Raw genomic sequence first — 25,081 nt, forward strand, 5'->3', positions numbered from 1 at the left:
TATGCCTCTAGCCCAGGTGCAGCCTGGGCTTATAGCTATCTATTTGATAGTTGTGGCTGGCTAGCGCACTTCTACCTTCAAGCCCTCATCCGTCACCGTGATCGCGCCCAGCTCCACCGGGCGGTTGCCAAAGCGCAGTTCCTCGGGCGTGAAGGTGTGCAGCGGGTAGTCGCGCAGCACCTGCTGCGCCACCATGGCGCCGACCGATTGCAGGTTGCGCGTGTCATTGGCCGACAGGCCTTGCAGCTCCAGCCGCTCGGTGGTGGGTTCGTTCAGCCGCACGCTGCGCGTGGCCGCATCAAAGCGCAGGCCGCTGCTGATCGCCAGCAGGCCCGGCAAGGGCGTGGGAAACAGCAGCGGGTTGCGCAGCAAGGTGTCGGTGGTGATGGTCAGCCGGTTGGCTTGCGGGTTCAGGGCGATGCGCGGGTTGCTCAGGCGCACCTCGATCAACTCGGCATAGCGCAGGCTCACCGGAAAGCGCCGCGCAATGCCGGCCTGGACCTGCTCCCGGCTCAGCGTGTATTCGCCCGTCCAGATGTTGTAGCCCGCGCGGGCCAGCAAGGGCAGCAGGGCAGCCACGGCCAGCAGGCTGCGGCGGGGGAATGTGGAAGAAGCCATGCTCGCTTCGACGGCGCTGGGCTGGCATCGTTCCTTTTGCGTGGCATCCATGGGTAACGGGGCTGGGCGAATCAAGCCGACTCCGGAAACAGCCGCGCACACAAGAAATCCAGCCACACCCGCAGCCGGGGCGAGAGCTGGCGGTGCGCGGGCCACAGCACAGAGAAGTGGCCGCTGTCCTGTGTGTAGTCGGCCAGCACGGCCTGCAGCGTGCCGGCGGCCAGGGCTTCGCGCACGGCGAAGTCCGGCAAAAAGGCCAGGCCCAGGCCGCGCAGGGCGGCGTGGATCAGGCCCTCCAGGTTGCTGCTGGTCAGGACCACGGGCAGCGGCGGCAGCGGGCCTTCGGGGTCGTTGGGGTCGGCCTGCAGCCGCCATTCCTCCAGCTTGCCGGTGGTGACAAAGCGGTATTGCAGGCAGGCGTGCTGCAGCAGGTCACGTGGGCGCTGCGGCGTGCCGCGCTGCGCCAGGTAATCGGGCGTGCCGACGATGGCCCAGCGAAAGCTGCCCAGGGTGCGGGCCTGCAGCCGCGAGTCGCGCAGCGGGCCGCTGCGCACCACGGCATCGAAGCCTTCGTCGATCACGTCGACCATGCGGTCGCTGAAGTCCAGGTCGAGTGCGATGTCTGGGTAGCGCGCAGTGAATTCCGGCAGCACCGGCAGCAGCAGGCGGTAGCCGACCGCCGGCAGGCTGACCCGCAGCCGGCCGCGCGGGGTGTCCATGTGGTGGGCCAGCTCTTCGCGTGCGTCGTTCAGGTCGGCCAGGATGCGCTGGCTGCGCGCCAGGAACAGCTCGCCCTCGGGTGTGAGGTGGATGCGGCGCGTGCTGCGCTGCATCAGGCGCACGCCCAGCTTTTCTTCCAGCTTGGCCACGCTCTTGCCTATGGCCGAGGCCGACAGGCCCAGGCGCTGGCCGGCGGCCACAAAGCTGCGGGTTTCCGCCGCCTGCACAAAGGCCTGCAGGCCGTTCAGGAGATGGTCGGTGCTGGGCATTGAAGAAAATAATTCCGTTAAGAGCGGTTGAATGGCCTGTTTATCTTATTTTGCAGAGTTTTTATCTTCTATCCCTGAACATACAACGGGAAGAAACCATGTCTGCGATCTCTTTGCCCACCCGCTTTGGCGCTGTGCCGTCGCGGGTGGAGGCCCGGCTGACCCTGGCCGCGGTCTGCCTGGCGGCCTTGTGTCTGCCGCTGGGCTTTACCGGTGCGGCGGTGGCGCTGCACGCCATCGGCCAGGAGTTTGGTGCCGGGCCCGAGGCGCTGATGTGGGTCAACAACGCCTTCATGCTGGCATTCGGCAGCCTGCTGCTGGTGTTTGGCACCTTGGCCGACCGGCAGGGGCGCAGGCGCTGGTTTCTGAGCGGCACGGCGCTGTTTGCAGCGGCCAGCGTCGCGGCCTGGGCCGCGCCCGGCATCGTGGCGCTGGACCTGCTGCGCGCCTTGCAGGGCGTGGGCGCGGCGGCCATTCTCTCCAGCGGGCCGGCGGCGCTGGCCCAGGTGTTCGACGAGCCGGCGCGGCCGCGCGCCTACAGCCTGCTGGGCGCCAGCTTTGGCGTGGGGCTGGCCTTTGGCCCCTTGTTGGCCGGGGCGTTGGTGCATGGAGTGGGCTGGCGCAGCTTCTTCCTGGTGCTGGCGGCGCTGACGGCTGGCGCCGGCTTGCTGGGCGCCTATGCCATGCGCGAATCGCGCAACCCGGCTGCGGCGGCGCAGCGAGTCGATTGGCTGGGCGCCAGCAGCTTCACCCTGGGGCTGGCGCTGTTCACCTGGGCGGTGTTGCGCGCGCCGGAGCGGGGCTGGGCTGATGCCTCGGTGCTGGCCTTGCTGGTGGTTGCCGCTGGCTTGTTGCTGTTCTTTGTGCGTACCGAGCTGCGCGTGGCGCACCCGATGCTGGACCTGCGCCTGTTCCGTAGCGCGCGCTTTGCCGGCGTGCAGTGGCTGGCGGTGGCGCCGGCCTGGTCCTTTGTGGTCTTGCTGGTGCTGTTGCCGCTGCGCTTTATCGGCGCCGAAGGCTGGCCCGAGGTGCAGGTTGGCTGGTGGATGCTGGCGCTGTCGGGGCCGATGCTGGTGGTGCCGCTGCTGTCGGGCTGGCTGGTGCGCTGGGTGTCGGCGGGCGTGTTGTCGGGTGTTGGCCTGCTGGGCTGCGCGGCCGGGCTGGCTTGGCTGGCGCAGTGGATGCCCGGCGATGCGCCCGCTGCCCTGTTGCCGCCGCTGCTGTTGATCGGCTGCGGCATCGGGCTGCCCTGGGGGCTGATGGATGGGCTGGCGGTGAGCGTGGTGCCGCGCGAGCAGGCGGGCATGGCGGCTGGCATCTTCAACACCTTGCGCGTGGCGGGCGAGGGCATTGCGGTGGCGCTGGTTGGCACCTTGCTGGCAGCGCTGGTGCAGGCGCAGTTGCCGCACGGCGCCACGGCAAGCGCGGCGCACCAGGCCGCGGCGGGGGATCTGGTGCAGGCTGCAGCACTGCTGCCGGGCGTGCCCGCGCCGGTGCTGCACGCCGCTTACGCGCAGGCCTTTCAGTCGCTCCTGTACCTGCTGGCGGGGATCTCTGTGGTGTCGGCGCTGGTGGCGTTCCGGGCGCTGCGGCGGCCGAGTGTCAGTCGTGCAGCGAAGACAGGAACTGCTTCAGCTCCGGCGTCTGCGGGTTGCCAAACAGCTCTGCAGGCGAGCCGGCCTCGTGCACGCGGCCCTGGTGCATGAAGATCACGCGGTCGGCCACCTTGCGGGCAAAGCTCATCTCATGCGTGACCATGAGCAGGGTCATGCCCTCCAGCGCCAGCGACTCGACCACGCGCAGCACCTCGCCGACCAGTTCCGGGTCAAGGGCCGAGGTGATCTCGTCGCACAGCAGTACGCCGGGTTCCATGGCCAGCGCGCGGGCGATGGCCACGCGCTGCTGCTGGCCGCCAGAGAGCTGCTCGGGCCGGGCGTCGAACTTCTCGCCCAGGCCCACGCGCTCCAGCAGCTTGCGTGCGTGCTCGGCGGCGTCTTGCTGCGACTTCTTCTTGACCAGGGTGGGCGCCAGCATGATGTTGCGGCCCACCGATAGGTGCGGGAACAGGTTGAAGCCCTGGAAGATCATGCCCACGCGCTGGCGCAGCGCGCGCATGGCCTGCGGGCTGTCATAGACCAGCGGCTGGCCATCAACGGTAAGCGCGCCGTCCTGGAAGGCTTCCAGGCCGTTGATGCAGCGCAGCAGCGTGCTCTTGCCCGAGCCGCTCTTGCCGATGATGGCGATCACCTCGCCGCGCGCCACCTGCAGGTCTATGCCCTTGAGCACCTCGTTCGTGCCATAGGACTTGCGCAGGCCATGGATGGCGACGATGGGCGCGCCCGGCGCGGCATGCGGCAGCGCGGCGTCGGTGACAACGGGGGAGGAGGTTTCAGCGACGGTCGGCATTGAGTTTCCTTTCGAGCACACGGGCGTAGAGGCTGATGGGGAAGCACAGCGCGAAGTACATCAGCGCCAGGCAGCTGTAGACCACGAAGGGCTTGAAGGTGGCGTTGGAGATCATGCTGCCGGCCTTGGTCAGCTCGATAAAACCAATGACCGAGGCCAGCGCCGTGCCCTTGACCACCTGCACCAGAAAGCCCACCGTGGGTGCGATGGCCAGGCGCGAGGCCTGCGGCAAGACCACGTGGCGCAGTTGTTCGGAGAAGGACAGCGCCAGGCTGCCGGAGGCCTCCCACTGGCCCTTGGGCACGGCCTCGACGCAGCCGCGCCAGATCTCGGTCAGATAGGCGCTGCTGTAGAGCGTGAGCGCCAGCGCAGCCGCAAACCAGGGCGAGGTGTCTATGCCCAGCAGCGCAACGCCAAAGTACGCCAAAAACAGCTGCATCAGCAGCGGCGTACCCTGGAATAGCTGCACATAGCCGGCCACAAAGCGCTGCGCGATCTTGCCGCGCGCCAGCCGCAGCACCAGCAGCGCCAGCCCGACAAGGCCACCGCCAATAAAGGCAATCAGCGACAGGGCCACCGTCCAGCGTGCCGCCAGCAGCAGGTTGCGCAGGATGTCCCAGAGGGTGAATTCAACCATGGCGATCTCTTATTTTCCGAACAGCAGGCGCGGGCCTGCCCACTGCAGCAGGCGGCGCAGGGCAATGGCCAGCGCCAGGTAGAGCAGCGTGGCGACGATGTAGGACTCGAACGCGCGGAAGTTGCGGCTCTGGATCAGGTTGGCGGCGTAGCTCAGCTCGGGCGTGGAGATCTGCCCGCACACGGCCGAGCCCAGCATCACGATGATGATCTGCCCCGTCATGGCCGGCCAGACCTTGGCCAGCGCCGGCGGCAGCACCACCCGCGTAAAGATCTGCACCCGGCCCAGCGCCAGGCTTTGCGCGGCCTCGATCTGGCCGCGCGGCGTGGCGGCAATGCCGGCGCGGATGATCTCGGTGGCGTAGGCGCTCAGGTTCACCACCATGGCAATCACGGATGCCGTCTCGGGCGAGAGCTTCACGCCCGCGGCCGGCAGGCCGAAAAAGATGAAGAACAACTGCACGATGAAGGGCGTGTTGCGCACCAGCTCTACATAGGTGCCGACCACCCAGCGCAGCCAGGTGGGGCCGCTGGCGCGCGCCCAGGCAAAGGCAATGCCCAGCGCCAGGCCGATCACCGTGGCCACGGCGGTCAGGCCGATGGTCCAGTAGATGCCGTGCAGCAGCAGCGGCCACTCGCTCAGCACCGCGCCAAAGTCGAACTGGATGCGCATGGGGAAGCGTCCTTGTCGTGCAGCTTGCGGGGGCGTTTACTGCGGCAGATCGCCGGCCGGGCGGCCGAGCCACTTCTGCGACAGCTTGTCGAGCTCGCCGGTCTTCTTGGCGTCAGCCAGGATCTCGTTGACCTTGCCGCGCAGCGCGTCTTCACCCTTGGCCACGCCGATGAAGTTGGGGCTTTCCTTGAGCAGCAGCTTGTACTCGGCGCCGATCTGCGGGTTCTTGGCCATCATGTTGCCGGCCACCGAGGCGCTGGTGGCAATCACCTGCGTCTGGCCCGCGACGAAGGCTGCGATGGTGGCGTTGTTGTCCTCGAAGCGCTTGACGTCCACGCCGGCCGGGATGACCTTGGACAGCTCCTGGTCTTCCATGGCGCCACGGGTCACCGCCACGCTCTTGCCGGCCAGGTCGGCAAAGCTCTTGACCGGCAGGCTCTTGGGCGCGAACACGGCCTGGAAGAAGGGCGAGTAGGCGGCGGTGAAGTCGATCACCTTCTCGCGCTCGGGGTTCTTGCCCAGCGTGGAGATCACCAGGTCCGCCTTCTTGGTCTGCAGGTAGGGAATGCGGTTGGCGCTGGTCACCGGCACCAGCTCAACCTTCACGCTCAGCTTGGCGGCGATCAGGCGGGCGGTGTCGATGTCCAGGCCCTGGGGCTGCAGGTCGGTGCCGACGAAGCCATAGGGCGGGTAGTCGGTCGGGATGGCGATCTTGATCGTCTTGGCCTTCATGACGTCGTCCAGGGCGGACTGTGCATGCACGCCGCAGGCGGCGAAAGCGGCGAGGGTGACAAGGCCAAGGGCGAGCGGGCGGCGGGCGAAGGTCATAGCAAGGCTCCCAGGTAAGTGGAGGGGGTTTCGGAAACAGGTGTCTTGGTGCCGGCCGGCGACTTGGCGACCGGTGCCAATGCGTCGCGCAGTTCGCGCAGCGGGTCTTCTTCGGTGGCCACGGGCTTGAGCCGCAGCGCGGCCTGCACGGTGCCGATGTGCTCGGACATCAGCTGCTCGGCCAGGGCGGTGTCGCCCACCTCCAGTGCGGCGACGATGCGCACGTGGTCTTCACAGGACTGCGCCGCATCGTGCGACGACTGGTAGAGCATGGCAATCAGCGTGGTGCGCGCGGTGAAGTCGCGCAGCGTGTCGGCCAGCAGGTGGTTGCCCAGGCAGTCGGCCAGGCAGACATGGAAGTCGCCCAACAGAAAGCTGCGCGCGCCCACGTCGCTGCCGCGCACGGCGGCTTTCTCGCGCTGCAGGTGCTGCTTGAGCTGGCGGATGGCGTCCTTGCCAATCCTGGGCATCTGGCGGATCAGGCCCAGCTCGATCACGCGGCGCGCTTCGAAGGCCTCGCGTGCCTCATCTTGCGAGGGCTCGACCACGAACCAGCCGCGCCGCGCGCTCACCGTAACGATGCCGCGCGTGGACAACCGTGTGAGCGCCTCGCGCACGATGGTGCGGCTGCAGTCAAACAACACGGCCAGTTGCTGCTCACCCAGCCGCGTGCCGGGCGCAAGCTTTTGCGCCATCACGGCTTCGATGATGCGGCTGCTGATCTCGGTGGCGGAAGGCATGTAACCGGTACAGCAGATTCCGTGCCACTGGTATACAAGCTATGTGCACCGGAACGGTTCAAGGCCCGGGCCGTGGTGCACCGAAATGGGCCAGGCGCAGGGCAGGCCTGGCCGCATAATCGTGCGAACCGCCCCGTGAGGACGCCATGGCACATCCCGTACCCAAGAAACCTTTCAGTCCGGCTGATTACCTGAGCTGGGAAGCCGAGCAGCCCGAGCGCCATGAGTATCTCGATGGCGAAGTGTTCGCCATGGCTGGGGCTGAAGACCGGCATGTGACCGCCGCAGGAAATCTCTACATCTTCCTGCGCCAGCATTTCACCGGCACCCCATGCCGCACCTATATGAGCGATATGCGCCTGCACATCGCGACGGCCAACGCCTATTTCTATCCCGACGTGCTGGTCACCTGCAGCGCCGCCGACCAGGCCAGCGCCATGGTGAGGACCGAGCCCACCCTGATCGCCGAGGTGCTCTCGCCCGGCACCGCCGCCTATGACCGTGGCGTGAAGTTCTCGCACTACCGCAGCATCGCCAGCCTCCAGGAATACCTGCTGGTAGACCTGGACACCCGCGCCACCGACGTCTACCGCAAGGGCGAGGACGGCCTGTGGGTGCTGCACCCCTTTGCCGCAGGCGAGGTGGTGACGCTGGCAAGCGTGGAGCTGAGCATCACGGCTGCGCAGCTGTTTGCCGACGTGGTGTAGTCAGCAGCGCCTGGCCTTCGGTGCTCGGCGGAAAAATTCGGAGCTGAGTCATGCCAAAAACACCGCGGAACTGGCTTTGCCAGGCCGCAGGTGTTGCCCCCTCGAAGGGGGGAGGCGAAGACACGAAGTGCGTAGCCTGGGGGTGGTCCTAATCCATCCGCGCGCCCGACGCCTTCACCGCCTCTTGCCAACGCGGCGTCTCCGCCGCCAGGAACTGCGCGAAGTCCTCGCTGCCCAGGAAGGCCGGGTCGGCGCCCTGGGTCACCATGCGGCTGCGCAGTTCGGGCTGGGACAGCACCTGGCGGAAGGCATCGCTGAGCCGGGCGACTACGTCCTTGGGTGTGGCGGCGGGGGCCATGAAGCCGTAGAAGCCCACCACCTCGAAATTCTTCAGGCCCGACTCGATGGCGGTTGGCACGTCGGGCAGGGCGGGGTTGCGCTCGCGGCTGGTGACGGCCAGCGCGCGCACCTTGCCCTGCTTGGCGTAGCTGGCGGCCTGCGGGATGGATTCGGCCATGAACTGCACCTGGCCGCCCATCAGGTCGGTGAAGGCCGGCGCGCTGCCACGGTAGGGAATGTGGACCATGAAGGTGCCGGTGGCGTTCTTGAACATCTCGGGCACCAGGTGCGAGATGCCGCCGTTGCCGGCCGAGCCGTAGTTGACCTTGCCGGGGTGTTCCTTGGCATAGGCGATGAAGTCCGGCAGTGTCTTGACCGGCACGGCGTTGTTCACCAGCAGCGCCAGTGGCTGCTGGGCCGTGCGGGCGATGGGCACAAAGTCGCGCAGCGTGTTGTAGGGCAGGCGCTGGTAGAGCGCGCCGTTGATCACCAGCGCGCCGGTGTTGCCCAGCATCAGGGTGTAGCCGTCGGGCGTGCTCTTGGCCACGAACTCTGCGCCTACCGAGCCGCCGGCGCCGGGCTTGTAGTCCACGAGGATGGGCTGGCCCAGCACCGCCTGCAGCCGGTCTGACAGCAGGCGCGCGTGCTGGTCCAACGGGCCGCCTGCGGGGAAACCGATCACGACCTTGATCGGTTTGTCGGGGTAGGCCGCCAGCGCCTGCTGGGCGGCACCAAGGCCCAGGGCGGCCAACAGGGGGAGCAGAACGGTCTTCAGGCGCATGGTGTGTCTCCTATATGTAAAGAGACACGATGATACGAAGCGCTGCGATCAGTCTGCCTCTTCAGGCGCCTCTGCCGCCCCGGCACGCGGGTGCCGCACGCCGGTAACGATGCGCGCCGGCCGGTGGTAGCGGAAATAGGCCGTGGCCCAGTCGGCCAGCACCGCTACCCGGTTGCGGAAACCGATCAAAAACCAGATGTGGGCAAACAGCCAGAACAGCCACGCCAGCGTGCCCGAGAAGCGGATCGGCCCCATGGGCGAGGCCAGATCGACCACGGCGGCGCGGCGGCCGATGGTGGCCAGGTTGCCGTAGTCGGCGTAGCGAAACGGCTGGCCGGTGCTGCCGGCCAGGCGCCGCAGGATGTTGGCTGCGGCGGTGCGGCCCATCTGCTTGGCCCCGGGTGAGACGCCCGGCACTGGTGCAGGCTCTTGCCCGGGGACGTAGCTCTTGGCGGCGGCCAGGTCGCCGATCACGCTGACTTCCGGGTGGCCGGGCAGCGATAGATCAGGCTCGACCACGACGCGGCCGGCGCGATCGATCTGCGCGCCCGTGGCCTCGCCCAGCAGGCGGCCCAGGGGCGAGGCGGCCACACCGGCGGCCCAGATCATGCATTTGCTATTGATTCGGTAGCTACTTGCCAAGGTCCCACCTGGGCTGGAGGGCGATTCGACCTGTAAACCATCGGCATCGATCTGGGTCACCCGGGCGCTGGTGCGCACCTCTACCCCCAGGCGCTGGAGCTGCTCGCGTGCGCGCTCGCTCAGGGCTTCGGGGAAGGCCTGCAGCACGCGCGGGCCGCCTTCCACCAACAGCACCTGGGCGCTGGCCGGGTCGAAGTTGCGGAACTCGCCCGGCAGCGTGCGCCGTGCAATCTCGGCCAGGGTGCCGGCCATTTCCACGCCGGTGGGGCCAGCGCCCACCACCACGAAGGTGAGCCAAGCGGCGCGCCGGGCGGGGTCGGTTTCTTTTTCTGCGGCCTCAAAGGCCAACAGCACGCGGCGGCGGATGGCAAAGGCATCGTCCAGCGTCTTCAGACCGGGCGCGTGCTCGGCCCATTCGTCGTGGCCGAAGTAGCCGTGGGTGGCGCCTGCGGCGACGATCAGGTGGTCATAGCGCAGCTCGCCGCCGTCGGCCAGCGCCAGCGAGCGCGCGGTCGGGTCTATGCCCACCACCTCGCCCAGCAGCACCGTGGCATTGGCCTGGCGCCGGAACAGGTGGCGGATGGGTGCGGCGATAGAGGGCGCGGCCAGGCCGGCGGTGGCGACCTGGTAGAGCAGGGGCTGGAACAGGTGGTGGTTGTTGCGGTCCACCAGGGTGATGTCCACCGGCGCAGCCTTTAGCGCGCGGGCGGCTTCCAGGCCGCCAAAGCCGCAGCCGATGATCACGATGTGGGGGCGCTGCGGGGTGGTGGGAGCGGGTTCGGTCATGTGGGGAATCATGCACCAGCGCTCTTGCCGGCTGCAACAAACCGTTGGGTTTAAGCTCGACGCATGACCGCCACGTTCGACCCCCCGTACACGCCGTTTGATCGCCTGGAATCCCAGCTGCGCATGCTCGGCCATGCCGTGCTCTCTGCCGCCGACGTGCGCCGCTGGAGCGGCTGCGACCCGCTGGCGCTCGAGGCCATGCGCACCGACTGGGACAGCCTGGAGACCGACCAGTACCTGAAGGACGGCGGCCGCTACCGGCGCCGCCGCCATGCCTGCTTCGAGGTCGACGGCCAGACGGTGGCGCACATGCCGCACCGCGCGCACTGGCAGCCGCTGGAGTACAACGCCTTGCACGGCGGCATGGAGCGCTGGTTTGCGCCCATGCTGCCGGCCACCGTCGCCTCGCCCGGCTGGCTGCAACTGCTGCGCGCTTTGGGTGGCCTGGCCAGCGCCTTGCGCGGCGCGCAGCCCTGGTACCTGGAGGCGCACCAGTTCCGTATCGACACCACCGACGGCATCGGCCGGCCCACGCCCGAGGGCGCGCACCGCGACGGCGTGGACCTGGTGGCGGTGTTCATGATTGGGCGCGAAGGCATCAAGGGCGGCGAAACCCGCGTGTTCGAGGCGGCCGGCCCCAGCGGCCAGCGCTTCACGTTGACCGAGCCCTGGTCGGTGCTGCTGCTGGACGACGCACGCATGATCCATGAGTCCACCCCGATCCAGCCGCTGGCCGAAGGTGGCCATCGCGATACGCTGGTGGTGACTTGCCGCGCCAGCGGCTTCCAAGGCCCTTGATGTAACCGGGATCGCGCGGGTTCCTGCTGGCGCGGCGATGGTGTAGGGTGGGGCCGTCGTCCATACAGAGGAGCACACCATGTTCAAGCACATCCTGGTCGCCGTCGATGGTTCCGATACCGCGCAGCAGGCCGTGGCTAAGGCGGCAGGCCTGGCCAAGGCCTTTGGCAGCGAGGTCTCTGTCGTCTATGTGATCGACCCCTATCCCTTCACCGGCGTGGGCACCGATCTGGCCTATGGCCAGGACCAGTACCTGAGCGCCGCCACCAACGAAGCCAACAGCGCACTGGAAGCCGCACAACAGCTGGCTGCCAAGCAGGGCGTGGATGCCAACGTGATGGTGGTGGAAGGCCACGCCGTGCACCGCGGCATTGTCGAAACCGCCGACAGCGTGGACGCCGACCTGATCGTGATGGGCTCGCACGGCCGCAAGGGGCTGGAGAAGCTGGTGCTGGGCAGTGTTACCCAGCGTGTGCTGGGGGATGTCCACATTCCGGTGCTTGTAGTCCGAGACTGATCTGCATTCGGAAATTTGAAGAAAAAGTGCCTGTAGCCCAATACCTGTCTGGGCTATTAGCTATTTATTCGATAGCTAGCCGGCATCAATCCCGCACATCGGCCACCGCCTCGTCGCCAAAGTCTGCGCGTGCCAGGTAGGCCAGCACGCGCGTGGCGGCTTCCGGTGGCGACAGCAGGCGGTGTTCGGCGCGCAGGGCTTCAAAGCGCGCCCGGTCGGGGAAGGCGCTGGCGTTGGCGCTGCGCAGGTGCTGTTGCATGTCGGTGTCGATCACGCCCGGGGCCAGCGCGCACAGGCGGGCGCCGTGGGGCAGCCGGGCTTCGTCCAGCGCGGTGCAGCGGGTGAACATGTCCATGCCGGCCTTGGCCGCGCAATAGGCGGCCTGCGAGGCCATCGGCCGCCGGCCCAGGCCGGACGAGATATTGAGCACCCGGCGCGGCAGCTTCCAATTGCGCGTGGCGCCCAGAAAGGCGGCGGTCAGCCGCATTGCGGCCTCCAGTCCTACGCGCAGGGCGCGTGCCGTTTCCTCGTCACCCGCGTCGTGCAGCGGCACCACGGCCGGGATCACGCCCGCGTTGTTGATCAGCGTGGCGCCGGACCAGGGCGCGCTGCTGCCGGCCAGGCGGTCCTGCAGTTGCTGCACGGCGGGGCCGGCGTCCTGCAGGTCGTGCTCCCATTGCTCCAGCACCACCTTGTAGCGGAGCGCATGGCTGGCCAGCGCCGCGTCTGTGCTGCGCGAGATGCCGATCACGTGCTGGCCCGGCTGCAGCAATTGCTCGGCCATGGCGCGGCCCATGCCGCGCGATGCGCCGGTGAGGATGTAGAGGTGCGGGAGCGTCATGGTGTGTTCCTAGAACGGCACGGGGCTGCTGAAGCGTAGTGGGGCGCCGCTCATGGGCTGCGCAAAAGCCAGGGCCGCAGCATGCAGCAGCAGGCGCGGCGCGCGCAATTGCGCTGCCGCGCCGGCATAGAGCATGTCGCCCAAAATCGGGTGGCCGATGGCCTGCAGGTGCACGCGTAGCTGGTGGGTGCGGCCGGTGAGTGGGGCCAGCTCCAGGCGCGCCGCGCGGCCCGCGTCTTCCAGGGCCAGCAGGCGCCAGTGGGTGCTGCTGGGTTTGCCGTCTTGCGTATCGACCTTTTGCAGCGGGCGATTGGGCCAGTCGGCAGCCAGCGGCAGGTCTATCAGGGACCAGTCTTCGGCATCCAGCGGTGCGGCTGCCGGCGCGCCATCGACCACCGCCACATAGCGCTTGTCCACGGCGCGCGTGGCAAAGGCGTGGCCCAGGCGGCGCTGGGCCTCGGCATGGCGGGCGAAGACGACCAGGCCCGAGGTCGCCATGTCCAGCCGGTGCACCACCAGCGCGCCGGGCCAGGCGGCCTGTACCCGGGCGCTGAGGCAGTCGGCCTTGTCCGGGCCGCGGCCGGGCACGGCCAGCAGCCCGGCGGGCTTGTCGACCACCAGCAGGTCGTCGTCTAGGTACAGCGCCTCGGGCGCCGCCGGCTCAGACACCATCTCCCTTCTGTACCAGGCGCTGCACGGTGGCGCACAGCTCTTCCACGTCGTTGGGTTTGTGGATCAGGGCGCGCGCGCCGGCCTCGCGCGCGGCGGCTTCGATCTCGGCGGTGACATAGCCCGAGGCCAGTGCCACCGGCAGGTCGGCGCGGATGCTGAGCGCTTCGCGCAGCAGGTCGATGCCGCTGTAGCCCGGCATGCTGTAGTCGGTCACCAGCAGGTCGAAGCTGTGCGGCTCGGCGCGCAGCGCGCGCTCGGCCTCGCGCGGGTCAGAAAACCCGGTGACCCTGAAGCCCCGGCGGCGCAGCAGGCGCTCGACCAGAAACACCAGCGCGTGGTCGTCGTCCACATACATCACATGGCGGCCGGAATGGGCGGCGTTGCTGGCCGGGGCGGGCCGCTCTGGCGTGCTGCGGGGGGGCAGGCCCATGGCAGAGGCGGCCGGGAAGTACAGCGTGAAGACGCTGCCGCGCCCGGGCACGCTGCGCACGTCGGTGGCGCCCTGGTGGCTGCGCATCACGCCGTGCACCACCGACAGGCCCAGGCCGGTGCCCTTGCCAACGTCCTTGGTGGTGAAGAAGGGCTCGAAGATGCGCGCCAGCGTGGCGGCGTCTATGCCGGCGCCGGTGTCATGCACGGCCAGCGTGGCATAGACGCCGGGCGCCAGGCCCAGGCGCTCGCACAGGCGGGCGTCGGGGCGTGTGGTCTGGAGCTCTACCAGCACCGTGCCGCGTGCATCGCCTATCGCCTGAATGGCGTTGGTGCAGAGGTTGAGCAGGGCCTGCTCGATCTGCGTGGCGTCGCCCGCCACGGGCGGCAGGTCGGGGGCGATCTGTATGTGCAGGCCCACCGCTGGCGGCAGGGTGACGCGCAGCAGGCGCTCGGTTTCCTGCACCACGTCTTCCAGCGATACCGCCGCGTGCTGGGTGGGCTCGTTGCGGCTGAAGGTCAGGATCTGGCGCACCAGGTCGCGCGCGCGGCGGCCGGCCTTGCCGATTTCTTCCAGGCTTTCCAGGGCGGGCGAGTCGGCGTTCAGGTCGGCCCGGGCCAGCTCGACATTGCCCAGGATGGCCGAGAGGATGTTGTTGAAGTCATGCGCAATGCCGCCGGCCAGCGTGCCCATGGCCTGCATCTTTTGCGACTCGCGCAGTTGCGCCTCCAGTACCGCGCGGTGCGCCTCGGCCTTCTTGCGGCCGGTCAGGTCGCGCGCGAAGACGGTGGTGGTCTCGCCGCCGGAGTGGCGCTCGAAAGACACGCTGATCTCCACCGACAGCTCGCGCCCGCCTGCGGTGCGCGCGGTGCGCTCGCCCAGCATCGCCTGGGTCGATATCTGCGCAAAGGCCAGCGCCTGGGCCGAGTCCGGCAAGAAGCGCTCCAGCGGGCTGCCCAGCGCGTCGGCCGGCGAGCACTGGAACAGCGCGGCGGCGGTCGGGTTGAACACCGTGATGCGCTGGTCCTGGTCGACGCAGATGATGGCGTCCAGCGCGGAGTTGATGACCGCCTCCAGCCGCCGCTCGCCCTGGTAGAGCTGCTCGTTGCGCTCTTGCAGCGCCATGGCGCTTTGCTGCAGCGCGCGGCGCTCGGCCAGCAGCGGGCCCTGGTCCACCACCGCGCAGATGAAATGCGCCGTGGTGTCGCCGGCCTCGTGCGGTGTGTCGAGCCGGCGCACGTGCAGGTCGCCGGTGATGGCGGCATTGCCGATGTTGAACACCACCTCGGCTGCCTCGCCGTGGCCCTGGTGCAGCGCCTCTTCGAAGCAATGCCTGACCTTGGCCGCATGGCCGGCGCTGACGAAGGGCATCAGCGAGATCAGCGGGCGGTCGCGCTCGGTGGGCTGGAACATGCGCTGCGCCATGGCATTGCCCTGGGTCACCATGTCGTGCCCGTCGAGCACCATCAGCGCCAGTGGCACGCTGGCAAACAAGGTCTCGAAACGCTCGGAGGCGCCCTCGGCCGCGGCGCTGCTGTAGCGCAGCACCTTGTTCTGCGCCTCCAGCTCGCCTACCAGCCGCCGCAGTTCTTCATGCCGCGGCGTGGCACCCGGCCTGGGCTTGTGCTGCGATACCTTGGCCATGGGACAGAGCCGCTCAAGCGTCCTTGGCGAACTGCGTGTAGGTGGGCTCGTCGAGCAGGGCGTCCAGCTCCAGCGTGTCCGACAGCGATACCTTGAAGAACCAGGCCTGGCCCATAGGGTCGCGGTTGGCCAGGGCGGGGTCGTCGCGCAGGGCTTCGTTCACCTCGACGATCCGGCCGGACGCTGGCATGAACACGTCGGCGGCGGTCTTGACCGACTCGACCACGGCGGCAATCTCGCCTTGCTTGAAGACTTTGCCGATCTCCGGCAGGTCGACAAACACGATGTCGCCCAGGGTCTCCTGGGCGTGCAAGGTGATGCCGACGGTGGCCGACTCATGGTCGGCGCTGTCGATCCATTGGTGCTCGCGGGAATATTTGACGGTCATGGCGGGGCTCCTGGAAGAACGTGGCCGGCGCGCACGGCCAGCCAAAACCGCCAAGTATGCCGCTGTCAAGCTATTGGAAGCCCCACAGCCTTGGCAGCCAGGTGGAGAACGCCGGGACGAAGGTCAGCAGCACCAGCACCGCCCCATGCGCCCAGAGGAAGGGCACCAGCTCGCGCACCAGTTGCGTCATCGGCACCTTGGACACGTTGCAGGTGACAAACAGCAGCCCGCCCACCGGCGGCGTGATCATGCCCAGCGTGAGGTTGTAGATGACGATCATGGCGAAGTGCACCGGGTCCACGCCCAGCTTGACCGCCACCGGCGCCAGGATGGGCGCCAGCACCATCACGCCCGGCAGCGGCTCGATGAAGATGCCAAACAGCAGCAGGAAGACGTTCACGATGATCAGGAACATCCACGGCGACAGGTTCATGCCCACCAGCCATTCGGCCATGGCCTGCGGCACGCCCTCGATGGTCAGCACCCAGGCAAACGAGGCCGACAGCCCGATGATGATCAGCACCGAGGCCGACAGCAGCGCCGAGCGCGAGAGGATCTCGGGCACCGCCTTCCACTGCAGCGTGCGGTAGACGTACTTGCCGCAGATCAGCGCATAGAACACCGCCACCACCGAGGCCTCGGTGGGCGTGAACCAGCCCGCGCGCATGCCGCCCAGGATCACCACCGGCAGCAAAATGGCGGGCAGCGCCTTCCAGGTGGTGCGCAGGATGTCGGCCAGCGGCGGCAACTTGCCATCGCCCCGGTAGTTGCGCTTCTTGGAGACGTAGAAATTGACCACGCACATGGCCACCGCGATCAAGATGCCGGGCAGGATCCCGGCGACGAACAGCGCGCCCACCGACACCGTCTCGTCCTGCAGCGCGTAGATGATCATGATGATCGAGGGCGGGATGATCGGCCCGACGATGGCGGTGGAAGCCGTCAGCGCCGCCGCATAAGAGCGGTCGTAGCCAGCGCGGTCCATCATCTTGATCAGCATCGAGCCCGGGCCCGCCGCATCTGCCAGCGCCGAGCCCGATATGCCTGAGAAGAAGGTCAGCGACACCACATTGGTATAGCCCAGCCCGCCGCGCTTGTGGCCCACGAACTGGCCGGCGAACTTCAGCAGCACCTCGGTCAGCGAGCCGCCGCTCATCAGCTCTGCCGCCAGGATGAAGAAGGGCACGGCCATCAGCGGAAAGCTGTCGACGCCGGTGAAGGTCTCTTTCAGCAGCACCAGCAGCGGGTAGCTCTCGGCCAGGATCAGCGTGGCCGCAGTGGCCAGCCCCAGCGCAAAGGCCACCGGCACGCCAATGGCAAGAAACACGCAGGCGGAAACGATCAGAACAACGCTTGCATCCATGGCGAAGCCCCTACAGCGACGCCGACGCATTGGCGTCGAAGTGCTCGTCTGATGCAAATTCGCGGCGCAGCACGTAGCCGCGCACCACCAGCAGAAGGTGCACGATCAGCAGCACGCCGCCGATGGGCATGGCGGCATAGATCCAGGCAAACGGGATCTGCGTCACGGCCGTCAGCTGGAACATGGTGCGCTCCATATAGAGCCAGCCATACCAGACCATGAAGCCGAAGAAGCCAAACAGCAGTGCCGCCACCAGCACCCGGATGGCAATGCCGCCGGCGCGCGGCAGCGCGTCCTGCAGGTTCTCCACGGCGATGTGGCCGCCGTAGCGCAGCACCGGGCCGGCACCCAGGAAGGTGAGCCAGATCATCATGTGGCGCGACACCTCTTCGGCCCATTCGAGCGACTGGTTGGTGAGGTAGCGCAGCGCCACATTGACGAAGATGATGAGCGACATGGCCGCCAGCAGCAGGATCAGCGCCCAGCGGTTGGCGCCAAGGAAGTAGCGTTCGAAGGCTTGCACGTTGCGTGTTCTTTGTGACAGGTCAAAACAAAGCCGCCCGACGGTTTGGTGACCATCGGGCGGCGACAGGGGCAGTTAGAACGCGCCCTTCACTGCACGTCCTGGATCTTCTTGATGTTGTCCGCGCCAAACTCCTTGGCGTAGTTGACGTAGGCGGGTTTGATCGCCTCGCGGAAGGCCGCGCCGTCGACGTTGCGGGTGACCGTCATGCCGGCCTTCTCCAGTTGGGCGATGCCGTTTTCCTCGTCGTCGTTGACCTTCTTGCGCTGCGCAGTGGAGCCGCTCTTGGCCGCCGCCAGGAACACCTGCTTGTCGGCGTCTGACAGCTTGTTCCAGGTGCGCGGCGACATCAGCAGCAGCGCGGGCGAATACACGTGGTTGGTCAGCGACATGTGCTTTTGCACCTGCGCAAACTTGGACGACAGGATCACCGGCACCGGGTTCTCCTGGCCGTCCACCGTGCCCTGCTGCAGCGCGCCGAACAGCTCGGGGAAGGCCATGGGCGTGGGCAAGATGCCGAAGGTGCGGTAGCCCTCCATGTGCACCTTGTTCTCCATGGTGCGCATCTTCAGGCCGGCGGCGTCGCTGGGCTTGACGATGTCGCGCTTGCTGTTGGTCATCTGGCGAAAGCCGTTTTCCGTCCAGGCCAGCGCGATGATGCCGTGCTTGGGGAACTGGGCCAGCATGCCCTGGCCGATCGGGCCGTCCATCACCTTGCGTGCATGGCCGTAGTCACGGAACAGGAAGGGCAGGTCGACGATGCGCATCTCTGGCACGAAGTTGCCGACCGGCCCGGTGGAGGTGTTGAGCAGGTCCAGCGTGCCGAGCTGGATTGCCTCGATCTGCTCGCGCTCGCCGCCCAGCGCCGAGTTGGCGAAGTGCTGGCACTTGTAGCGGCCCTGGGTGTTTTTCTCGACCTCGTCGCAGAACACCGTGGAGCCCACGCCGTAGTGCGAATCCTTGGAGGTGGCGTAGCCGATCTTGAGCGTGGTGGTCTGGGCCTGCGCCGCCGCAGGCAGCAGGCCCTGGAGCAGCGCCAGCGCGGCGGCGGACAGCACCGCACGCGTGGCATGCGGGAAGGCACGCGGGGAAAAGGACATGCGGAGTCTCCTTGTTGTAATGCAAAGCATTATGGGGAGCGCTGCCGCAGTGCAGCATCGGGGTTTTCGTGGATTACATGCCCGAGTAGTTCGGCCCGCCGCCGCCCTCGGGCGTGACCCAGACGATGTTCTGCGTGGGGTCCTTGATGTCGCAGGTCTTGCAGTGCACGCAGTTCTGCGCGTTGATCTGCAGGCGGTCGGATTTGCCCTCGGTGGCTTCGTCCGGCACGAACTCATAGACACCGGCCGGGCAGTAGCGGCCTTCTGGGCCGGCGTACTCGGGCAGGTTGATGCGCGTGGGCACCGTGGGGTCTTTCAGCGTCAGGTGCGCCGGCTGGTTTTCTTCGTGGTTGGTGTTGCTCACGAACACGCTGGAGAGCCGGTCGAAGGTCAGCTTGCCGTCGGGCTTGGCGTAGCGGATCGGCTTGAAGGCCGAGGCCGGCTTGAGCCGCGAATGGTCGGCCTCGCGGCGGTGGATGGTCCAGGGGATGTTGCCGCCCAGCAGCTTTTGCTCGATGCCGGTCATCATGATGGCGACCGTGCGGCCCTTCTTGAACCAGGTCTTGAAGTTGCGGTCTTTGTTGAGCTCTTCGAACAGCCAGCTCTTCTTGAAGGCCTCGGGGTAGGCACTCAGCTCGTCGTGCTGGCGGCCGGCGGTGACGGCGTCAAACGCGGCTTCTGCGGCCAGCATGCCGGTCTTGATCGCGGCGTGGCTGCCCTTGATGCGGCTCACGTTCAGGTAGCCGGCCTCGCAGCCCACCAGCGCGCCGCCCGGGAACACCGTCTTGGGCAGGGCCAGCAGGCCGCCCGCCGTGATGGCGCGCGCGCCGTAGCTGATGCGCTTGGCTGGCTTGGCGCCGTCCTTGCCCTCGAAGTACCAGCGGATGTTGGGGTGCGTCTTGAAGCGCTGGAACTCTTCGAATGGGCTCAGGTAAGGGTTTTGGTAATCCAGGCCCACGACAAAGCCGACGACGATCTTGTTGTCTTCTGCGTGGTAGAGGAAGCCGCCGCCATAGGTGTCGGCCGCCAGCGGCCAGCCCGCGCCGTGCACCACCAGGCCGGGCTGGTGGCGCGCCGGGTCGATCTCCCACAGCTCCTTGATGCCAATGCCGTAGCTTTGCGGGTCGCTGTCCTTGGCCAGCGCAAATTTTTCGATCAACTGGCGGCCCAGGTGGCCGCGCGCGCCTTCGGCAAACACCGTGTACTTGGCGTGCAGCTCCATGCCCAGCTGGAAGTTCTCGGTCGGCTCGCCGTCCTTGCCTATGCCCATGTTGCCGGTGGCCACGCCCTTGACCGAGCCGTCTTCGTTGTAGAGCACTTCGGCCGCGGGGAAGCCGGGGAAGATTTCCACGCCCAGGTTCTCGGCCTGCTGCGCCAGCCAGCGCGTGACGTTGCCCAGGCTGATGATGTAGTTGCCCTCGTTGTGGAAGCAGTGCGGCAGCAGGACGTTGGGCGTGCGGATGGCGCTCTTCTCGCTAAAGAGCAGGAAGGCGTCTTCGGTCACCGGCTGGTTCAGCGGTGCGCCCATGGCCTTCCAGTCGGGGAACAGCTCGGTCAGCGCGCGCGGGTCCATGATGGCGCCCGAGAGGATGTGGGCGCCGGGCTCAGAGCCCTTCTCCAGCACCACGACGGAGATCTCGCTCCCTTTCTCTGCCGCAAGCTGCTTGAGCCGGATGGCGGTAGACAGCCCAGCGGGGCCGCCCCCGACGACAACTACGTCGTACTCCATGGCTTCGCGGGGACCGAACTGGGCAAGGATCTCGTCGTGGGTCATGAAAGTCTCTTCTCGTCGTGTAATCGGGTTATGGGTTTGGCCGGCTCCTGGGCCATATGTCATGCACTTTCTTCAGGTCTGCAGAAATGCAGTGCATAACACGCTCTACTGTGCGACTGATTTTATTCGGCAGGCCAAGGCCCATGCGCTGCGCTCATATTCAAGCCCGTCAAAAGATCCCGCTCCATGGCCTGCAGCATCCGTGCACGAGCAGCCTCGGGATTTCCCTTGGCGCTTGCAAATTACCTGATTTCAGGGATTGGTCGATGGGGCCAACTGTGTCAGGCTGGCATGCCTTGCCGCTTCATAGCCTATGACCTTGCCTACCTCTTCGTCGCACCTGCCTGCCCCGGCCGCGCCTGCTGCCCTGGAGCCGTTGCTGCCCGGCCCGCTGCTCATCGTGGAGGACGACCCCATCATGCAAGAGCGGATGGCCGCCATCCTGATATCCCTGGGCTATGTCGCAGAGGCACTGAGCTTTGCCGGCAGCATCGTCGAGGCCCATGGCCTGCTGGCCGAGCAGCCCTTTGCCATGGCGCTGATCGACATCGGCCTGCCCGACGGCAGCGGCATCGACCTGATCCGCGAACTGCACCTGCGCGACCCGGCCCTGCCGCTGCTGGTGGTCTCGGCCTGGCGCTCTGAACAGGTCATCGTCACGGCGCTGCAGGCCGGCGCCACCGGCTACCTGCTCAAGGAGCGCGAGGACATAGAGATCGCCCTGTCGATACGCAGCGCGCTGCGCGGCGGCGCACCGATAGACCCTTTTGTGGCCAAGCGCATCCTGGCGCTGCTGGACCCGGCAAGCCCAGTCCGCCCGGCCGTGCCCAGCCCGCGGCTCAGCCGGCGCGAGCTGGAGATCCTCGACCTGGTGGGGCAGGGCCTGACCAACCGCGACATCGCGGAGAGCCTGGCCCTGTCGCGGCTGACCGTGGAATGCCACATCAAGAACATCTACAAGAAGCTGGCGGTGACTTCACGCACCCAGGCGGTGTTCGAGGCGCGCGGCTCCGGGCTGCTGCCTTAAATGAAGAGCGTCCGCTGGCAGGTCGCGTGGGCCGCAGCGCTGCTGATGCTGCTGTGGGCCCTGCCGGCTGCCGCCAGCGCACCGGCGTTCGACCGCATCGAAGCCGTGCGCGCCGACTGGTCGGCGCAGCAGCCGCCCGACACCGGCTGGACCGAAGCCACACTGCCTGATGCCTGGACCACGCGCTGGCCCGGCTTTGACGGCGTGGTCTGGTACCGGCTGACCTGGTCCCAGGCAAGCACCGACGCCCCATTGGGCCTGCTGCTGGACTACCTGAGCATGGCCGGCGCGGTGTCGCTCAACGGCAGCCTGCTGGGGCGCGACCCGCAACTGGTCGAGCCGCTTACCCGCGCCCGCAGCATCCCGCGCTACTGGCTGCTCTCCGCTCCCACCCTGCGGGCCGGCCCCAACACGCTGCTGGTGCGCGTGTCGGGGCTGGCGGCGTACCGGCCGGGCCTGGGGCCGGTGCGGCTGGGCGACCCGGCGCAGCTCCAGGCCGCCTACGAGGCCTTGCAGCAAAGCCGCGACCAACAAGTCTTCAACCTGGCGATGACCCTCACCCTCTGGGGCTTCTTCCTGGTCTTGTGGCTGATGCGCCGCCAAGAGGTGGTCCACGGCTGGTTCAGCCTGATGGCCGGGGTGTGGTGGTGGCAGATTTTTCTGCAGAACTACACCACCAGCCCCTGGCCATTCGCCGACACCTACGCCTGGCACCGTGGCGTCATCACGCTGTTCTTGCTGCACAACGCGCTGTTCCTGGTCTTCATGCTGCGCTTCTGTGAACAGCGCTGGCGCCGCCTGGAGCGGGCACTCTGGCTGGCCGTGGCCGCTGGCGTGGCATTGATAGCCTGGGTGCCCGTTGCGCAGATTGCCAGCGTGCAGCAGCTCATCTCGTGGTCGGTCTGCTTCACCTTCTTTGGCGCTTGCTTCTTGTTGCTGCGGCACACCTGGTACAGCCGGCGCACCGACCACCGCATCCTGAGCCTGGTCATGTCCGTGTCCATCGTCGCCGGCGTGCACGACATCCTGTTGCTGGCCGGCTGGGTGAACAGCGATATCCACTACACCGTCTACACCTCCCAGCTGGAGATGCTGGGCATGGCCCTGGTGCTGGCCTGGCGCTTTGCTGCCAGCCTGGGGCGCATCGAGCGCTTCAGCGACGAACTCGCGGCCAAGGTCGCTGCCGCCCGCGAAGAACTGGCCCTCACCCTGCAGCGCCAGCACACGCTGGAGGTGGCCAATGCCCGCCTCACCGAACGCAACAGCCTGGCGCATGACCTGCACGACGGGCTGGGCGGCACCCTGGTCAGTAGCATCGCCGCCATGGAACACGCCGAAGGCGGCGTGCCGGCCGCGCGCTTTCTGGGCATCTTGAAGGAGCTGCGCGACGAACTGCGCATTACCGTCGACATCGGCGCCAGCCAGCAGTTGGGCGACCACGCCCTGGGCGAGCTGCTCGCTCCGCCGCGCCACCGCCTCACGCGTCTGTGCGAAGGCCAGCGCATCGCCTGCCATTGGCACATTGACGACGCCGCGGCCCAGCGCTCGGTGCGCGCGGCCCAGGGCCTGGACCTGGTGCGGGTGCTGCAAGAAGCCGTGACCAATGTGCTCAAGCACAGCGGCGCCAGCCGGGTCGACATCGACATCCGGCAAGACGCGGCCAACCTGGTGCTCACCGTCACCGACAACGGCGTGGGCTTTGACGCCAACGCCGACCCGGCGCACTCTGGCACCGGCCTGCACAGCCTGCGCCTGCGCGCGCAGCGCCTGGACGGCCGCCTCAGCTTGGCCTCCCGGCCCGGCCAGACCGTGGTCGCACTGTGCATGCCCTGGCCGGCCAGCGCATTGGCGCCCTGAGCTGCACCCATACCCGGGCGCCAGGCGATCTACACGGCGCGCGGCCGTTGCCGTAGCCGCGTTGCTGGCGGGGGCACCGCACACGCTACCCGCCGTGCAAATTACCTAGTTCTAGGTATTTCCCTCCCGGCGCCGCCGGGGGAGACTGCTGCGCCACCTGCAGCCGCCCAGCCATGCTGGAGGCGGGGCCCCACGCCGACCGGCTGCGGCCCGGTGCCACCGGGGTCATGCTCATCTATTGATAGCTGGTAGCCCAGGTGGGGTATGGGTTAATGCCATTTTTGACCAAAAACTTTTCGCCAACCTTCGCAAGGCAGCCCCGCATGAACTCTAGTGTCGCGTCAAGCATGATCTGCCGGTGTGCGCTTGCCCTCGCCGCGCATCGCTGCGTTGCAGCCCTTGCCCAGGCGTAAAGCCTGGGCGGCGGCCTGCGCCTTGCGCTGCACGCCGATGCCTTCGCACCCATCCGTCACCTCACGCTTGACACGACACTAGCCTTCTCGCCCCGCCCGCCGCACTCCGCACTCTGGCCCTGACGTTGCTGGCAGGCGTTGCCGGCGCGGCCCAGGCCGGCACCCTCACGCAGGGCAATCGCATCTAAAAAAATCGGTCCTCCAAGCTGAGGGAAACTGCAGCGCTTGATGAGTCCCCCAAGCGCTACCCCGATGAGCCTGCTGCAACACCTGCAAAGCATCCCCGATCCCCGATCCCCGATCCCCGCACCCCTCGCACGCGCCGCCATGAGCTGCAGTCCATCCTGGCGATAGCGCTGTGCGCCACCCTCGCAGGGGCAGACAACTGGGTGGAAGTGGCCGAGTTTGGGGAACTGCACCAGGACTGGTTCGCCCGCTTCGTACCCATGCCCTCGGGCATCGCCTCACACGACACCTTTGCCCGGGTGTTTCGCCTGCTCGATGCCCAGGAGCTGGAACAAGCCTGCCAGCGCTGGCTGCAGCAGCTCGCAGGCCAGGTGCAAGGCAGCGTTGCCATTGATGGCAAAAGCGTACGCGGCAGCCGCAAGGGCGATGCCCCCAAGGCACTGCACATGGTCAGCGCCTGGGCCGCCGACATGGGACTGCTGCTGGGGCAGCGCAAGGTCGATGGCAAGAGCAACGAGATCACCGCCATCCCTGAGCTACTGCGCTTGCTGCACCTGAAGGGCTGCATCGTCACCATCGATGCCATCGGTTGCCAAAAGAGCATTGCCGGGCAACTACACGCACATGGTGCGGACTATGTCCTCAGCCTGAAGGCCAACCAGCCGCACATGCACGGCGTCGTGCAAAAGCACTTTGCAGCGGTGAGCGACGCGCAGGAGGGCAATACCTATGCCGAAAGCTGCGTGGGCCATGGGAGGCGTGAGCAGCGCAGCTACCGGGTGAGCCCCATTCCTGCGGCGCTGCAGCGGGCTGCAGCCCACTGGCCGGGGCTATCGAGCGTGGTACAGGTGGTACGCCAGCGCCAGCGGGCAGACAAACCCATGAGCGAAGAAGTCAGCTACTACCCTCAAGCCTGCCGGCGCACACGGCTGTACATGTGCTGGCGCACAGCATCCGTGCGCACTGGAGTGTGGAGAACCAGTTGCACTGGAGCCTGGATGTGGGCCTGCGCGAGGATGCTGCGCAGTCCTATAAGGACCAGGGCCCGCATAACCAGACCCTGCTGCGGAGCATGGCCTTGCAGATGCTCAAGAGCGATACATCGGTGAAGGTCGGCGTCCAGGCCAAGCGCAAGCGCGCGGGGTGGAGCACGTCTTATCTGGAGCACCTCTTGGGGATGGCGCTCCCTATTTAGATGCGATTGCCCTGGTGGCACGAAGATGGCGCTAGCCAATCAATAGCTGCAAGCCGGCATATATCCTGCACTTCAGGTACTTTTGTACCTGAAACGAAGGATATGCACCGGCATAGCGCTATGTTTTTTTGATTCTCTGCATACAGCGCCGGTTCACGCTTGGTACGCAAGGCCGGCGAGAACGCCTCGCAGCCACCGCGTCGGCCAG

The 25,081-nt window shown here is 67.3% G+C and carries 25 protein-coding genes; 7 read left to right on the top strand and 18 right to left on the bottom strand.

Going from position 1 to position 25,081, the window contains the following annotated elements; genetic code table 11:
• Positions 1 to 60: 60 nt before the first annotated feature.
• Both AAFF27_11635 and AAFF27_11640 read right to left on the bottom strand, forming a co-directional pair.
• The gene (locus tag AAFF27_11635; GenBank protein ID XAH25795.1) at positions 61 to 618 is read right to left on the bottom strand and encodes a DUF1439 domain-containing protein; all 558 of its coding nucleotides are present in this window, start codon (positions 616 to 618) and stop codon (positions 61 to 63) included.
• Positions 619 to 689: 71 nt separating this feature from the next.
• A complete protein-coding gene (locus AAFF27_11640; protein XAH25796.1) occupies positions 690 to 1,607 on the bottom strand; it encodes a LysR family transcriptional regulator in 918 nt (305 codons plus the stop codon).
• A gap of 98 nt (positions 1,608 to 1,705) precedes the next feature.
• Between AAFF27_11640 and AAFF27_11645 the strand changes: the two genes are divergently transcribed.
• Complete coding sequence (locus tag AAFF27_11645) at positions 1,706 to 3,313, top strand: MFS transporter (protein ID XAH25797.1); 1,608 nt, start codon at positions 1,706 to 1,708, stop codon at positions 3,311 to 3,313.
• On the opposite strand, the gene AAFF27_11650 is transcribed toward AAFF27_11645, so the two are convergent.
• Genes AAFF27_11650 through AAFF27_11670 form a run of 5 tightly spaced genes read right to left on the bottom strand, consistent with a single transcriptional unit; the run spans position 3,210 to position 6,890 of the window.
• Positions 3,210 to 4,013: an amino acid ABC transporter ATP-binding protein gene (locus AAFF27_11650; protein ID XAH25798.1), complete on the bottom strand. Its 804-nt coding sequence runs from the start codon at positions 4,011 to 4,013 to the stop codon at positions 3,210 to 3,212. The genes AAFF27_11645 and AAFF27_11650 overlap by 104 nt on opposite strands.
• Positions 3,997 to 4,650, bottom strand: a complete 654-nt coding sequence (locus tag AAFF27_11655) for an amino acid ABC transporter permease (GenBank protein XAH25799.1) — start codon at positions 4,648 to 4,650, stop codon at positions 3,997 to 3,999. Before AAFF27_11655 ends, AAFF27_11650 begins: the two co-directional genes overlap by 17 nt.
• Positions 4,651 to 4,659: 9 nt before the next feature.
• Positions 4,660 to 5,322: an amino acid ABC transporter permease gene (locus tag AAFF27_11660; GenBank protein XAH25800.1), complete on the bottom strand. Its 663-nt coding sequence runs from the start codon at positions 5,320 to 5,322 to the stop codon at positions 4,660 to 4,662.
• A gap of 36 nt (positions 5,323 to 5,358) precedes the next feature.
• Positions 5,359 to 6,150, bottom strand: coding sequence for a transporter substrate-binding domain-containing protein (locus AAFF27_11665; GenBank protein XAH25801.1), 792 nt, complete (start codon positions 6,148 to 6,150; stop codon positions 5,359 to 5,361).
• Complete coding sequence (locus tag AAFF27_11670; protein XAH25802.1) at positions 6,147 to 6,890, bottom strand: GntR family transcriptional regulator; 744 nt, start codon at positions 6,888 to 6,890, stop codon at positions 6,147 to 6,149. The genes AAFF27_11665 and AAFF27_11670 overlap by 4 nt, the downstream gene beginning before the upstream one ends.
• A 146-nt stretch (positions 6,891 to 7,036) precedes the next feature.
• On the opposite strand from AAFF27_11670, the gene AAFF27_11675 reads away from it, so the two are divergent.
• Positions 7,037 to 7,597, top strand: a complete 561-nt coding sequence (locus tag AAFF27_11675) for a Uma2 family endonuclease (protein XAH25803.1) — start codon at positions 7,037 to 7,039, stop codon at positions 7,595 to 7,597.
• 148 nt (positions 7,598 to 7,745) lie between these two features.
• Here the strand turns inward: AAFF27_11675 and AAFF27_11680 are convergent, their stop codons facing one another.
• Together AAFF27_11680 and AAFF27_11685 are read right to left on the bottom strand one after the other, a co-directional pair.
• Entirely contained in the window at positions 7,746 to 8,717 is a 972-nt protein-coding gene (locus AAFF27_11680) for a tripartite tricarboxylate transporter substrate binding protein (GenBank protein ID XAH25804.1), read from the bottom strand.
• 48 nt (positions 8,718 to 8,765) lie between these two features.
• Positions 8,766 to 10,145, bottom strand: a complete 1,380-nt coding sequence (locus tag AAFF27_11685; protein XAH25805.1) for an NAD(P)/FAD-dependent oxidoreductase — start codon at positions 10,143 to 10,145, stop codon at positions 8,766 to 8,768.
• A gap of 63 nt (positions 10,146 to 10,208) precedes the next feature.
• Between AAFF27_11685 and AAFF27_11690 the strand changes: the two genes are divergently transcribed.
• Positions 10,209 to 10,943, top strand: coding sequence for a 2OG-Fe dioxygenase family protein (locus AAFF27_11690; GenBank protein XAH25806.1), 735 nt, complete (start codon positions 10,209 to 10,211; stop codon positions 10,941 to 10,943).
• 79 nt (positions 10,944 to 11,022) lie between these two features.
• Positions 11,023 to 11,460, top strand: a complete 438-nt coding sequence (locus AAFF27_11695; GenBank protein XAH25807.1) for a universal stress protein — start codon at positions 11,023 to 11,025, stop codon at positions 11,458 to 11,460.
• 85 nt (positions 11,461 to 11,545) lie between these two features.
• Here AAFF27_11695 and AAFF27_11700 read toward each other — a convergent pair whose 3' ends face one another.
• From AAFF27_11700 to AAFF27_11735, 8 genes are all read right to left on the bottom strand, one after another.
• Positions 11,546 to 12,301, bottom strand: a complete 756-nt coding sequence (locus AAFF27_11700) for an SDR family NAD(P)-dependent oxidoreductase (protein ID XAH25808.1) — start codon at positions 12,299 to 12,301, stop codon at positions 11,546 to 11,548.
• Positions 12,302 to 12,310: 9 nt separating this feature from the next.
• Positions 12,311 to 12,973: an RluA family pseudouridine synthase gene (locus AAFF27_11705; protein ID XAH25809.1), complete on the bottom strand. Its 663-nt coding sequence runs from the start codon at positions 12,971 to 12,973 to the stop codon at positions 12,311 to 12,313.
• Positions 12,963 to 15,047, bottom strand: a complete 2,085-nt coding sequence (locus AAFF27_11710) for an ATP-binding protein (GenBank protein ID XAH25810.1) — start codon at positions 15,045 to 15,047, stop codon at positions 12,963 to 12,965. The genes AAFF27_11705 and AAFF27_11710 overlap by 11 nt, the downstream gene beginning before the upstream one ends.
• 13 nt (positions 15,048 to 15,060) lie before the next feature.
• A complete protein-coding gene (gene gcvH, locus AAFF27_11715) occupies positions 15,061 to 15,435 on the bottom strand; it encodes a glycine cleavage system protein GcvH (GenBank protein XAH25811.1) in 375 nt (124 codons plus the stop codon).
• 70 nt (positions 15,436 to 15,505) lie between these two features.
• Positions 15,506 to 16,798, bottom strand: coding sequence for a TRAP transporter large permease (locus AAFF27_11720; GenBank protein XAH25812.1), 1,293 nt, complete (start codon positions 16,796 to 16,798; stop codon positions 15,506 to 15,508).
• Between the two features lie 10 nt (positions 16,799 to 16,808).
• Complete coding sequence (locus tag AAFF27_11725; protein ID XAH25813.1) at positions 16,809 to 17,321, bottom strand: TRAP transporter small permease; 513 nt, start codon at positions 17,319 to 17,321, stop codon at positions 16,809 to 16,811.
• An 89-nt stretch (positions 17,322 to 17,410) separates the two neighbouring features.
• On the bottom strand, positions 17,411 to 18,421 hold the full coding sequence (locus AAFF27_11730; GenBank protein XAH25814.1) for a TRAP transporter substrate-binding protein: 1,011 nt from the start codon (positions 18,419 to 18,421) through the stop codon (positions 17,411 to 17,413).
• A 73-nt stretch (positions 18,422 to 18,494) separates the two neighbouring features.
• On the bottom strand, positions 18,495 to 20,195 hold the full coding sequence (locus AAFF27_11735) for an electron transfer flavoprotein-ubiquinone oxidoreductase (GenBank protein ID XAH25815.1): 1,701 nt from the start codon (positions 20,193 to 20,195) through the stop codon (positions 18,495 to 18,497).
• Positions 20,196 to 20,508: 313 nt separating this feature from the next.
• Between AAFF27_11735 and AAFF27_11740 the strand changes: the two genes are divergently transcribed.
• Entirely contained in the window at positions 20,509 to 21,222 is a 714-nt protein-coding gene (locus tag AAFF27_11740; protein ID XAH25816.1) for a response regulator transcription factor, read from the top strand.
• On the top strand, positions 21,223 to 23,079 hold the full coding sequence (locus tag AAFF27_11745) for an ATP-binding protein (GenBank protein XAH25817.1): 1,857 nt from the start codon (positions 21,223 to 21,225) through the stop codon (positions 23,077 to 23,079).
• Positions 23,080 to 23,420: 341 nt separating this feature from the next.
• On the opposite strand, the gene AAFF27_11750 is transcribed toward AAFF27_11745, so the two are convergent.
• Entirely contained in the window at positions 23,421 to 23,552 is a 132-nt protein-coding gene (locus AAFF27_11750; GenBank protein XAH25818.1) for a hypothetical protein, read from the bottom strand.
• Positions 23,553 to 23,785: 233 nt separating this feature from the next.
• Here AAFF27_11750 and AAFF27_11755 point away from each other — a divergent pair, with 233 nt between their 5' ends.
• Positions 23,786 to 24,787 (top strand): ISAs1 family transposase, encoded by a 1,002-nt coding sequence (locus AAFF27_11755; protein ID XAH26221.1) that lies wholly within the window; start codon positions 23,786 to 23,788, stop codon positions 24,785 to 24,787.
• Positions 24,788 to 25,081: the final 294 nt, after the last annotated feature.

The organism is Xylophilus sp. GW821-FHT01B05 (assembly GCA_038961845.1).
GTDB lineage: Bacteria > Pseudomonadota > Gammaproteobacteria > Burkholderiales > Burkholderiaceae_C > Xylophilus.

Coding starts and splice junctions, on each gene's coding strand:
- AAFF27_11635 (XAH25795.1), bottom strand. CDS start 618: ATGGCTTCTTCCACATTCCCCCGCCGCAGCCTGCTGGCCGTGGCTGCC.
- AAFF27_11640 (XAH25796.1), bottom strand. CDS start 1,607: ATGCCCAGCACCGACCATCTCCTGAACGGCCTGCAGGCCTTTGTGCAG.
- AAFF27_11645 (XAH25797.1), top strand. CDS start 1,706: ATGTCTGCGATCTCTTTGCCCACCCGCTTTGGCGCTGTGCCGTCGCGG.
- AAFF27_11650 (XAH25798.1), bottom strand. CDS start 4,013: ATGCCGACCGTCGCTGAAACCTCCTCCCCCGTTGTCACCGACGCCGCG.
- AAFF27_11655 (XAH25799.1), bottom strand. CDS start 4,650: ATGGTTGAATTCACCCTCTGGGACATCCTGCGCAACCTGCTGCTGGCG.
- AAFF27_11660 (XAH25800.1), bottom strand. CDS start 5,322: ATGCGCATCCAGTTCGACTTTGGCGCGGTGCTGAGCGAGTGGCCGCTG.
- AAFF27_11665 (XAH25801.1), bottom strand. CDS start 6,150: ATGACCTTCGCCCGCCGCCCGCTCGCCCTTGGCCTTGTCACCCTCGCC.
- AAFF27_11670 (XAH25802.1), bottom strand. CDS start 6,890: ATGCCTTCCGCCACCGAGATCAGCAGCCGCATCATCGAAGCCGTGATG.
- AAFF27_11675 (XAH25803.1), top strand. CDS start 7,037: ATGGCACATCCCGTACCCAAGAAACCTTTCAGTCCGGCTGATTACCTG.
- AAFF27_11680 (XAH25804.1), bottom strand. CDS start 8,717: ATGCGCCTGAAGACCGTTCTGCTCCCCCTGTTGGCCGCCCTGGGCCTT.
- AAFF27_11685 (XAH25805.1), bottom strand. CDS start 10,145: ATGACCGAACCCGCTCCCACCACCCCGCAGCGCCCCCACATCGTGATC.
- AAFF27_11690 (XAH25806.1), top strand. CDS start 10,209: ATGACCGCCACGTTCGACCCCCCGTACACGCCGTTTGATCGCCTGGAA.
- AAFF27_11695 (XAH25807.1), top strand. CDS start 11,023: ATGTTCAAGCACATCCTGGTCGCCGTCGATGGTTCCGATACCGCGCAG.
- AAFF27_11700 (XAH25808.1), bottom strand. CDS start 12,301: ATGACGCTCCCGCACCTCTACATCCTCACCGGCGCATCGCGCGGCATG.
- AAFF27_11705 (XAH25809.1), bottom strand. CDS start 12,973: ATGGTGTCTGAGCCGGCGGCGCCCGAGGCGCTGTACCTAGACGACGAC.
- AAFF27_11710 (XAH25810.1), bottom strand. CDS start 15,047: ATGGCCAAGGTATCGCAGCACAAGCCCAGGCCGGGTGCCACGCCGCGG.
- gcvH (XAH25811.1), bottom strand. CDS start 15,435: ATGACCGTCAAATATTCCCGCGAGCACCAATGGATCGACAGCGCCGAC.
- AAFF27_11720 (XAH25812.1), bottom strand. CDS start 16,798: ATGGATGCAAGCGTTGTTCTGATCGTTTCCGCCTGCGTGTTTCTTGCC.
- AAFF27_11730 (XAH25814.1), bottom strand. CDS start 18,421: ATGTCCTTTTCCCCGCGTGCCTTCCCGCATGCCACGCGTGCGGTGCTG.
- AAFF27_11735 (XAH25815.1), bottom strand. CDS start 20,195: ATGACCCACGACGAGATCCTTGCCCAGTTCGGTCCCCGCGAAGCCATG.
- AAFF27_11740 (XAH25816.1), top strand. CDS start 20,509: ATGACCTTGCCTACCTCTTCGTCGCACCTGCCTGCCCCGGCCGCGCCT.
- AAFF27_11745 (XAH25817.1), top strand. CDS start 21,223: ATGAAGAGCGTCCGCTGGCAGGTCGCGTGGGCCGCAGCGCTGCTGATG.